8 protein-coding genes, 3 pseudogenes and 1 riboswitch are annotated in these 10,039 nt (G+C 60.3%); of the genes and pseudogenes, 3 read left to right on the top strand and 8 right to left on the bottom strand.

The features are described 5' to 3' along the window. The 5 genes and pseudogenes from HMPREF9538_RS07195 to tenA all read right to left on the bottom strand — a co-directional run. Positions 1 to 922, bottom strand: a pseudogene (locus tag HMPREF9538_RS07195) (diaminobutyrate--2-oxoglutarate transaminase family protein); the annotation flags it as partial. 306 nt (positions 923 to 1,228) lie between these two features. After that, complete coding sequence (locus HMPREF9538_RS07200; RefSeq protein WP_009485826.1) at positions 1,229 to 2,164, bottom strand: ABC transporter substrate-binding protein; 936 nt, start codon at positions 2,162 to 2,164, stop codon at positions 1,229 to 1,231. Between the two features lie 24 nt (positions 2,165 to 2,188). Next, positions 2,189 to 2,929: an ABC transporter permease gene (locus HMPREF9538_RS07205; RefSeq protein ID WP_004180004.1), complete on the bottom strand. Its 741-nt coding sequence runs from the start codon at positions 2,927 to 2,929 to the stop codon at positions 2,189 to 2,191. Next, positions 2,926 to 3,654, bottom strand: coding sequence for an ABC transporter ATP-binding protein (locus HMPREF9538_RS07210; RefSeq protein ID WP_009485825.1), 729 nt, complete (start codon positions 3,652 to 3,654; stop codon positions 2,926 to 2,928). Before HMPREF9538_RS07210 ends, HMPREF9538_RS07205 begins: the two co-directional genes overlap by 4 nt. Next, positions 3,651 to 4,346, bottom strand: coding sequence for a thiaminase II (tenA, locus tag HMPREF9538_RS07215; RefSeq protein ID WP_009485824.1), 696 nt, complete (start codon positions 4,344 to 4,346; stop codon positions 3,651 to 3,653). Before tenA ends, HMPREF9538_RS07210 begins: the two co-directional genes overlap by 4 nt. Positions 4,347 to 4,414: 68 nt before the next feature. Beyond that, a riboswitch (TPP riboswitch) is annotated at positions 4,415 to 4,516 on the bottom strand. Between tenA and HMPREF9538_RS33395 the strand changes: the two are divergent. Together HMPREF9538_RS33395 and HMPREF9538_RS07220 are read left to right on the top strand one after the other, a co-directional pair. Further along, a pseudogene (locus HMPREF9538_RS33395) lies at positions 4,517 to 4,697 on the top strand (hypothetical protein). 65 nt (positions 4,698 to 4,762) lie between these two features. Beyond that, positions 4,763 to 5,881 (top strand): DUF4056 domain-containing protein, encoded by a 1,119-nt coding sequence (locus HMPREF9538_RS07220; RefSeq protein ID WP_009485821.1) that lies wholly within the window; start codon positions 4,763 to 4,765, stop codon positions 5,879 to 5,881. Between the two features lie 37 nt (positions 5,882 to 5,918). Here HMPREF9538_RS07220 and HMPREF9538_RS07225 read toward each other — a convergent pair whose 3' ends face one another. The 3 genes from HMPREF9538_RS07225 to HMPREF9538_RS07235 form a co-directional block, all read right to left on the bottom strand. Then, positions 5,919 to 7,091, bottom strand: coding sequence for a Gfo/Idh/MocA family protein (locus HMPREF9538_RS07225; RefSeq protein WP_009485820.1), 1,173 nt, complete (start codon positions 7,089 to 7,091; stop codon positions 5,919 to 5,921). A 13-nt stretch (positions 7,092 to 7,104) separates the two neighbouring features. Then, on the bottom strand, positions 7,105 to 8,028 hold the full coding sequence (locus tag HMPREF9538_RS07230; RefSeq protein WP_020316442.1) for a TIM barrel protein: 924 nt from the start codon (positions 8,026 to 8,028) through the stop codon (positions 7,105 to 7,107). A 192-nt stretch (positions 8,029 to 8,220) separates the two neighbouring features. Continuing rightward, positions 8,221 to 9,261, bottom strand: a complete 1,041-nt coding sequence (locus HMPREF9538_RS07235; protein ID WP_009485818.1) for a LacI family DNA-binding transcriptional regulator — start codon at positions 9,259 to 9,261, stop codon at positions 8,221 to 8,223. Positions 9,262 to 9,659: 398 nt separating this feature from the next. On the opposite strand from HMPREF9538_RS07235, the pseudogene HMPREF9538_RS0128200 reads away from it, so the two are divergent. Next, positions 9,660 to 10,039: pseudogene (locus HMPREF9538_RS0128200) on the top strand (sensor domain-containing diguanylate cyclase); the annotation flags it as partial.

Raw genomic sequence — 10,039 nt, 5'->3', positions numbered from 1 at the left:
CCCCCCCCCCCCCCGCCGCCCCCCCGCCGCCAACCGCTTTCGACATCACGATGATGTCCGGCTGAATACCGGCGTGCTCGAAGGCGAAGAATTTACCGGTACGGGCAAAGCCGGCCTGCACTTCATCGACGATCAGCAGAATGCCGTGCTCTTCGGTCACTTTGCGGATGCGCTGCAGCCACTCGACCGGCGCCGGGTTCACACCGCCTTCGCCCTGAACGGCTTCAAGGATCACCGCCGCCGGTTTACGGACGCCGCTCTCCACGTCGTTGATCAGGTTTTCGAAGTAGTAGGTCAGGGCTTTCACGCCGGCTTCGCCGCCGATGCCCAGCGGGCAACGATACAGGTGCGGGTAAGGCATGAACTGGACTTCCGGCATCATGCCGTTAACCGCCGCTTTCGGCGACAGGTTGCCGGTGACGGACAGCGCGCCGTGGGTCATCCCGTGATAGCCGCCGGAGAAGCTGATCACCGCGGTACGACCGGTGTATTTTTTCGCCAGCTTCAGCGCGGCTTCCACGGCGTCAGCGCCGGACGGGCCGGTGAACTGCAGGCAATATTCTTTCCCTTCGCCCGGCAGGCAAGAGAGCAGGTATTCGGAGAAGCGATCTTTTAACGGGGTGGTAAGATCGAGAGTATGTAACGGCAAGCCGCTGGTAATGACACTTTGGATGCTCTGCAATACATCAGGGTGGTTGTGGCCCAGAGCGAGAGTACCGGCGCCCGCGAGGCAGTCCAGGTACTGTTTGTTATCCGCATCCGTCAGCCACACGCCTTCGGCTTTAGTGATAGCCAGCGGCAGCTTACGCGGGTAACTCCTGACATTCGATTCGAATTCGGCCTGACGGGCCAAAAAGGTTTCGTTGTTTGCGTCTAATAAATCGGCACGTAAAGTATCAATACGGACTTTATCCGTCATCATATCACTCCCACAACCAGCATTGCGGTTGAACGCTGGTTGAATAATTGGTGTAAGAAATTGAATTGGCATTCATAAAGCGCGCACAATATATGGCTTTTTAAATCCGCATTCAACGTTTTATTGATTGCGCTATTTTGACGTTATTCTTACCAGGGGCAAAATTAACGTAACTTGCTGAATTATAATAGAACAACGCTCTGTCACTATAACCCTTTAAAGTGTAATTATTAGTGAGAAAGTCTCTATATTTTTATTGCCGCTACGTTAAAGCGCTGACGGAATGCCTTCCGTCAGCGATAGCAAGACTCAATGCAGTTCCACCGCATAATTTGTTAAAGGTGTAACTTTTTTCACCAACTTATTGTTATATAAAAACTGTTCGTAAGTCTCGTAGCGCGCTTTATCCAGCGCTGCCGGATCGGTGGCGAACAGGGGCACGGTTTGCAACCACGCCTGGTGGTTGAGTTCGGTCCTAAGCTCCGGGTGGGCGGCGGCGAACGCCTCCCAGCTCTTCTGCGGATGGGCGCGCAGATAGCCCACTCCCGCCTGCAGGGCGGTGAGGAATTTACGGATCTTCGCCTCATGAATTGCGTCGCGATGGGCGACAATCACCAGCTCGTCATAGGCCGGCACGCCGTAATCTTCGACGTTCATCACCACCGGCGTTTTGCCCTGCAGCTTCAGCTCCTGCGCTTCTATATTACGATAGCCGCCGATAACCGCGTCCACCTGGCCGGCCAGCAGGGCGCTGGTCAGCTGGAAATTGACGTTCACCAGTTTGATGCTGGCCGGATCGATCCCCGCATGTTGCGCCATGGTCGCCAGGGTGGCCTGCTCAATGCCGCTGACCGAGTAGCCCACCTTCTTGCCTTGCAGATCTGCCGGGGTTTTGATCTGCTTATCCAGGGCGATAACCGTATTCAGCGGCGAATTAATCAGTGTCCCTACACGCACCAGCGGTAACCCTTCGTCAGCAAAAAAGTGCACCTGCGGCTGGTAGGTGATGGCCAGATCCGCTTGACGGGCGGCCACCATGCGCGGAGGCAGCGCGGGATCGGAAGGGGGGATAATCCTGACGTCCAGCCCCTGGGCCTTAAAGGCGCCGATCTGCTCGGCCACCATAATCGGCGCATGGTCGGGATTAATGTACCAGTCCAGCACCAGCGTCAGCGGTTCATTGGCCAGCGCGTGGCCGCTGAACAGGGCCGTCAAGGTTGCCCCGGCGAATAGCGACTTTTTCATCTGTTTTCCTTTATTACGTCATTCTTATTCCGGCGACCAGTCGATCAGCCGGTGTAGCAGGGTATCTACCGCCAGCCACAGCAGGAGGGTCAGTAGTACTAAAATAAACAGCGCGGCGAAGCAGATATCGGTTTGCAGTCGCGCATTGGCGTTGAGCATGACGTAGCCCAGCCCCTCGGCGGAGCCGACCCATTCGCCGATGATCGCGCCAATGGGCGCCACCGCCGCCGCCATGCGCAGGCCAGAGCCCAGCGCCGGCAGGGCGGCCATCAGGCGGACATGTCGCAGTTGAGCGCCGAAGGAGGCATTCATGCTGCGCGCCAGATCGAGATACTCCTGGTTGACCCGCCGCAAACCATCAAAGAAGGCGGAAGTCACCGGAAAGAAAATCACCAGCACCGCCATCGCCACTTTGGCGCTCATGCCAAAGCCCAGCCACAGCACCAGCAGCGGGGCGAGGGCAAAGACCGGGATCGCCTGACTGGTGAGCACCAGCGGCATCAGCCAGCGCTGCAGACGGGGGGAGAGGATCATGCCCAGCGCCAGGGTGACGCCGAGCGTCACGCCCAGCGCCAGGCCGCTCAGGATCTCACTGAGCGTGATAAGCGTATGCCAGCCGAGATAGGCGCGATTAACCCATAGCGCCTCGGCGACCGCCAGCGGGGACGGTAAAAGAAAATGGGGAATGCCGCTGCGGCTGGCCAGACCCCAGAGGAGCATCAGCCCGCCGAATACCATGCCGCCGCGCCAGAGACGTCCAGTCATGGTTGGGCCCTCATCAGCTGCTGCAGCAGGGCGGCCTGGCCGATCAGGAGATCGGGCGCGTCCGGCGCGCGCGGAGGTGTGCCGGCGAGGTGATGGCTATCATCAATGTCGCCGTCGGCCGCCGAGAGGACCAGCAGGCGGTGGCTCAACCGGCAGGCCTCCTGCGGATCGTGGGTGATAAGCACCACCGTGCGACCGGCCAGCAGGGTGGCCGCCAGGGTCTGAATCCGCGTACGGGTGAGGGTATCCAGCGCCGAGAAAGGCTCATCCATCAGCACGATGGGGCGATCCTCATACAGCGTGCGCGCCAGCGCGGCGCGCTGACGCATGCCGCCGGAGAGAGTCGCCGGGCGGGCGTCGGCGCAGGATGAAAGCTCAACCTGTTCAAGCAGGGCGGCGACCCGGGCACGATCGACTTTTTCACCGCGCAGCCGCGCGCCGAGGGCGACGTTGTCCCTAACGCTCAGCCAGGGGTAGAGCAGATCTTTCTGCCCCATCCACGCCAGACGGCCCTGAATCGGTTGCCCATCGCTGGCGACCACTTCTCCGCGGGTGGCGGGCGCCAGACCGGCCATCACCCGCAGCAGGCTGGTTTTGCCGGCGCCGCTGGCGCCGAGCAGCGACACCCACTGCCCGCCGGGGACCGTAAACGACAGGTTGTCGAACAGCCGACGGTCGCCGACCTGCAGGCTCAGGCCACGGACCTCGATACCCGGCGCCGTCACGCCCGGGTCTCCGCCGCGGCGTTGAGGCCCATCTGCCAGAACTGCGCCTCAAGGCGGGTGGCGGTGGTGAAAATCTCGCTCAGCTCAGTGATTCGCGCCTCGCTCCCGCGCTGCTGCCACACCGTTTCCAACAGCGCCAGCGCGGCGCTGACGCCCTGCAGATAGCCTTCATCGCCATAGTTGCGGATCCATGAGGCGTAGGGGTTATCGTCCAGTCGGGTGGCGGGATGTTGCAGCAGGCCGAGACCGATTTCGGCGTAGCCCGCGACGCAGGGCATCAGGGCGACCAGCAGATCCAGCGCGTCACCCGAGTGGCCAATATCCAGCACATAGCGGGTATAGTTGAGGGTTTCGGGGGCTTCAGGTTGGGCGGCCATCTCCGGTTCGCTAATCCCCCACTGGGCACAGTAGCCGACGTGCAGCGGCAGTTCGTTGAGGATGGCATTCATCGAGGCGGCCGCGGCCCGCATCTCCGGCAGCGTGCGCAGTTTACTCACCAGCAGCGCGTAGCTGCGGGCAAAGTGAATCAGAAACAGATAATCCTGGATCAGATAGCGACGAAAGGCGTTTTCCGCCAGCGTCCCAGAGGCAAGTTGCTGGACGAAAGGATGCGCCACATAGCGCTGCCAGTCAGCGGCGGCCAGCTGGCGTAAACGGCCGTAAAGACCATGGCTAAACGCGGGAATTATCACAGGACCTCCATTTATTCAGGGGAGATCCGGGCGTGCAGGGGTGTGAACAGGCAATGGCGGTAATGCTGGCAAAATTGCCGACCCGTCCCTTCGCTGGCATGACCCAGATCAGGTTCAAAGGGTTCGGCTTGCGCCATCTCAGCCCTCACGGGACACCCCTCGGTAGCGCTATGTTATACGACATTCACCTTTTGAATACAATCACCGCGCCACCTTGCCGCAGGATGGTGGTAATGGGGGATAGCCAGCGCTTTTCCGCGCAACAACTACTAACCACCGGGCCGCGACGAACGGAAGAGCGGCTTTTACGCGCGCAATAGTTTCGTTGTCGGCGCTGAATACCGTTTTTAACTAAAACCGCAGGCGCTATCTGCCGGTAAGATGCGCGCACTTTTATTGCTGTGGAGAGGCTGTTGATGCGTAAAGCCTTCTGGCTATTATTCGCGCTGGCGCTGGCGCTGGCGCTGCCGGTGCTGGCGCAGGATCCGGTATTACCCGCCGTGACGGCGATCCATACGGCGCCCACCCTCGGTGAGCTGCCGCCGCCGGAGTCGCTGCGACCGTGCTGCGCTTTTGGTTACGACCTGCACGTGCGCGCGGCGGGCATTCCGATCCCGATGTACCAGATCGGTAATGTGTTGACTCTGGGTACGCTGGGTAAGCACCATTACAACGACAGCGCGTTCGGTGCGGTGAAAAATCTGCTGGGGCTCAGCGAGGAGCAGAACGGGCTTATCTATCCCCGCCGCGGCGGGTTTATTGATATCGCCCATGTGCGCGATACGGCGGACAACACCTTTTATCTGTTCAATCGTATTGCGCCGACGCTGGGCCAGGCGGGGCGGATCTTCTACAGTGAAGAACTGGGCGTGCGCCGCGTGCAGCTGAATGCCTTTACGCCGCCGGCGGGCGTCAGGCAGCGCTATCAGCTGGCGGCCTGGCTCGCCGGGCATCTGGCCTTCGAAATCGCCCAGTGGCATGAGATCGCCCAGTGGTATGGCTTCCAGTCGGTCCCCGGGTTTTCCGAAGAGATTTCCGCTTTTTCGCCCGAGGATCTCTACTCCAATTTACTGGGCGCGAGGCTGGCGATCAATGTCATCCTCAGCGGCCACGGCGGTTCGCTGGAGGATTATAACCAGGCTATGGATGCGGCGCTGAAACAAGTGCTGACCCGGCTGCTGGTGGCGACGCGCGGAGAGACGGAAGCGATGTTTCAGCAGATCGACGGCGACTGGTGGAACAGTCACCGGCGGGTGCCGGATAAGTTTCTGGTACTGAAGCGTAACTACGATCTACAGGAAAACCGGCTGCCGACGCCGGTCCCATTCGAAACCATGCCGCCGTATCGCCTGACCATGCCGGAGCAGGTCGGGGGATTCCGCTTACGCGACCTCGGCGAACTGCAGATCTATCCAGGGCACGATATGCAGGCATTGCCGGTTCCCGCGCAATACTATGGCGCCGGAGCGTTCCAGGGGCTGGCGGACCGCGCCCATGAGGCGGATAAAACCCAGCTGGCGCGGACAGAAAAATAGCCGTAAAGGCTCAGGACGAACGCCCTGAGCCGGCGAGTTAGCGGAAGTCGACCCAGCAGGCGCCGTTGTCGGCAGAACGCACGCAGTTTTCCACCCAGCGGACGCCGAACGCCCCGGCGCGGGCGTCCGGGTACCAGAAGTCGGCCAGCAGCGCCTCGTCGCGACGGTCGGCGGCATCCATGGCGATGGCGAAGCGGCGATAGAGATTCGACCATGCCTCAAACAGTCCCTCGGGATGGCCGCCGCCGATGCGATCATCCTGACGCGCCAGCGGATCGAGATAGTCCATACCGCGCTCGAGGATGCGCACGGGTTCGCCCTGGATTTCGTAGCGTAGCTGGTTGGGCTGTTCATCCCACCATTCGAGACTGGCTTTTTCACCGATGATTCGCACCTTTTGCCCGTGCATCGAACCGCAGTTGACGGCGGAGCTCCACATTGAGCCGATGGCCCCGTTGTCATACTCCATCAGTACATGGGCGTTATCTTCCAGCGGCGCGCGGCTTTTGACGAAGCTTTGTCTGGCGCACATCAGCCGGGTGATCTTCAGCTGCGGGGCCATGGTTTCGACCAGAAACAGCGGATGGGTGGCCAGGTCGCCCAGCACATAGCTGGGGCCGACGAAGCGGGGATCGACCCGCCAGCGGGTACTGGCGTTTTCCTGTTCCACCGGCTGGGCGTGAAAACCGTGGGCAAACTGCATATTAACGATACGGATATCACCCAGCAGCCCGTCGGCGATCATCTGTCGGGCCTGCAGGATCAGCTGGTGGCCGGCATAGCCGTAGGTCACCCCGATGATCTTGCGCCGCCGCTGGCTGAGCGCCACCAGCTCGTCAGCTTCCTCGCTGCTGAAGCACAGCGGCTTTTCGCACACCACGTGCAGCCCGGCCTCCAGCGCGGCCCGGCAGATGGCATAGTGGGTGTTATTTGGCGTGGCAACTGACACCGCCTGAATGCCGTCAGGCCGGGCAGCCTCGCTGCGGAACAGGCTTTGATAGTCGCCGTAACAGCGGTCGGGATCCACCCCCAGCCGTTGGCCGAACTGGCGTCCGCGCTCGGCATCAATATCAAAGGCGCCGGCCTGCAGCGTGAAGGTGTTATCGCGCAGCGCTGCAGAGCGGTGAATATAGCCGATCTGGCTGCTGCCGCCGCCGCCGACCATGCCCCAGCGCAGGGTGCGGTCGAGAGGTTTTAAACCGTTAATCATGTCGTGCCTCCTGTCAGAATCCGACGTCGCGCAGATAGCGCAGACTTTCCGTGACCGCCTGCAGGCTGCCTGCGGCATGGCGCGGGTCGCGCTCTTGTTCAATGGTTATCCAGCCCTGATACCCCCGGCGGGCAAGAAAGTCTTTGATAGCCGGATAGTCAATGGCGCCGCTGCCGAGCGGGCACATCACCCCTTTGGCGCAGGCAGTGAAGAAGTCGATACCTTCATGGATAGCGCGCTGATAAACCTGCGGGTCGACATCCTTGAAGTGCAGATAGTCCAGGCGGTGGTAATAGCGATCCAGCCAGTCGAGCGGATCCATCCCGGCGTAATAGAGATGTCCGGTGTCCAGACACAACCCGGCGACGTCGTGCGGGATATCGTTGGCCAGCCGCTCGATCTCATCCGCGAATTCAATGCTGCCCCCGGCGTGCGGATGGATAACCGCCCGCACACCGTACTCCTGCCAGGCGAGGGTGCTAAGGGCGATAATGTGCTCCATCATGCGCTGCCAGTCTTTGTCATTGAGGCGCGGAGCCAGCGCGCCGCGCCCGGCAAAGCGCGCCCGTTCGGGGTTGCCGAAGTCGATAATCACCAGATAGGGCGGCTGGAAAGGGCGGCCCGGGATCGGTTCGGCAGCGGCTACCTGCGACAGATTGCGGCAGATTTGATGGGTCAGCGCCACCAGGGTGGGGAAATGGGCCTCGCTCACCAGATCGTCAAAGATCGTGCCGGCGACCAGCGACAGCTGATGCTGCTCCAGCGCCGCGCGCAGGCTGGCCGGATCGGTGGGGAGATAACCCCAGGGGCCGAGCTCAATGCTGCGATAGCCAGCCTGCGCCGCCTCCTTCAGCACGGTAGCCCAGGCAGGGAGGTTAGGGTTTTTCGGGTCATCGACGCCCCAGCTGCAGGGGGCGTTAGCGATAGGATGTATCATGTCGGCTTCCTTTTTCATACAAGGGATGCCGCTGAGTATTGAATAAAGATTTCATTATCAACAATGATGGAATTTTGATTTTATGATAATCATCATGATTTTAATTGATGGATTTTTTGATAATTTTTTATCAAATCGAGATGTGGCGCGGTCCGCCCGATACCCGTCTCCGCTGGAGACGGAGCCGGAAATTTACATATTTTCTTTGGTGATGATATCGAAAGGCTGAGGGAGTGAAATCACCTCGCTATGGGGGCGTGAAGCGGCGTCCGCCATGGCGCGCAGCGTAACGGCGGCAAACTCATCCAGCCGGTGGTTAAGCATGATGTCGATGGTGCCATCGATCAGGGCCAGTTCACTGTCGCTGAGCGGACCGTGGCAGACCAGAGCGATCTCCTGCTGACGGCCGCTGTCGCGCAGCGCGTCGACGATCCCTTCGACGCCGCCGCAGGGGGCGTAGATCGCCTGCAGGGCCGGGTACTGAGTCAGCATCTGTTCCGTCACGGTCCTGGCGATATCCGCCCGTTCATGACTGCGAACCGGCTCAAGGATCTGTTGCCCCTTGCCCTGTTCTCGCAGGCAGGAGCGAAAGCTGATCTCACAGCTTTCCTGGCAGGTAAAACGATTATCGCCAATGATAATGCCAATTTCGCCATTCCCCCGGCATAAGCGCTCGATAAACCAGGCGGCTGTGCGCCCGGCTTTATGATTATCGAGGCCGATATACCCGCTGCGCTGGGGGACCGACAGATCGGAAAGCAGGGTGAGCACGCGCACGCCGCGGGCGGCGGCCCGGGCCACCGCGTGGCGAATCAGCGGGTGATCCAGCGCCACCAGGCCGAGCACCTCCACTTCATCGCTGAGTCGGTGAATGGCCTGAGCCATCGCTTCCACCGCATCGATGGCAAAATGCAGTATCACCGGCGCCTGGCCCGCCGGTAGCCATGGGGCAGCCTCGCGCGTCAGCGCCCGGGCCAACGGCAGGTAGAAGGAGTGGCTCTCCTGCAGCAGGATAAAGCCCATTCTGATCGTGACCGGCGCTTTGCCGGCAGCCAGGCGATAGTGGGGCTGCTCGAGGGTAAAACCCAGCCGGCGGGCGGCCTCCAGCACGCGCCGCGCCGTGGACTCTTTCACCGCCGCGCGCTTATTGAGCACCCGATCGACGGTGGCTACGCCGACGCGCGCTTCACGCGCAATGTCGGCAAGGGTGATTTTAGTGGCGATTTTTTTCAAGGTAATTGTCGCTATGAATGAGCGTAATGATAGAAACTATCACGGTTAGCCTGGGCAGAAAAGCGACTCTCTGCCCGCCCTGGCCTATGCCGCTGCGCCTGCCGGGTAACCCCTGTTGGCGATGCACACTCTGTGATCAAAAGCGACTACCCGTTCTGGCATTGCTGCTATGCTGTTGAAATAAAATTATTATTAAAGGCAGCATCGCTTCTGTTGGTTAAACTGCGCGCAAAGTCACCCTCAGAGGGCTTTACTGGGCGCATAACCGACTATACTTGGCGCGCTCGCGCGTAATTGCGGTTTCTCGGTGTCTATTTTGCTTTCACTTTAAACCAGCGTTGGGGCTGCACAGCGTTAAGTGCCGTTCCGCGCCGGCAGTGGGTCGGTTTGGGGCCTGTATGTTATTAAAAGAGCTGGCTGTTTTTGAGGTCTTAAGCACCCCGATATGGGTAGTTCATCCTTTTAACGAAAGGGTGGTCTATGCCAATCAGGCTTCCCGGACATTGAGCGGCGAGATGTCGCTCAATGAGATGCGTAACGGTATTTATTCCACCTGTCCGGAAACGCAACTGCAGCACTACCTTCGCTATCTCGACACCATGAGCGAGATATTCGAAGTCTGGACGTTACCCACCGCCAATGGGTTGCAGTCGGTGTATTGCAAAACCACCCTGATTGATACCGAAGACTGTGGTTGCTTGCTGCTGTTTGAAGCCGTGAAGCTGCTGGCGCAAAATCAGTCGATTCATACCGGCTCCCCCCCCCCCCCCCCCCCCCC

Origin of the sequence: Klebsiella sp. MS 92-3 (genome assembly GCF_000195655.1) — a bacterium.
GTDB lineage: Bacteria > Pseudomonadota > Gammaproteobacteria > Enterobacterales > Enterobacteriaceae > Klebsiella > Klebsiella pneumoniae.
This window is presented reverse-complemented; position numbering and strand designations above follow the sequence as displayed.

Coding starts and splice junctions, on each gene's coding strand:
- HMPREF9538_RS07200 (WP_009485826.1), bottom strand. CDS start 2,164: ATGAAAAAGTCGCTATTCGCCGGGGCAACCTTGACGGCCCTGTTCAGC.
- HMPREF9538_RS07205 (WP_004180004.1), bottom strand. CDS start 2,929: ATGACTGGACGTCTCTGGCGCGGCGGCATGGTATTCGGCGGGCTGATG.
- HMPREF9538_RS07220 (WP_009485821.1), top strand. CDS start 4,763: ATGCGTAAAGCCTTCTGGCTATTATTCGCGCTGGCGCTGGCGCTGGCG.
- HMPREF9538_RS07225 (WP_009485820.1), bottom strand. CDS start 7,091: ATGATTAACGGTTTAAAACCTCTCGACCGCACCCTGCGCTGGGGCATG.
- HMPREF9538_RS07230 (WP_020316442.1), bottom strand. CDS start 8,028: ATGATACATCCTATCGCTAACGCCCCCTGCAGCTGGGGCGTCGATGAC.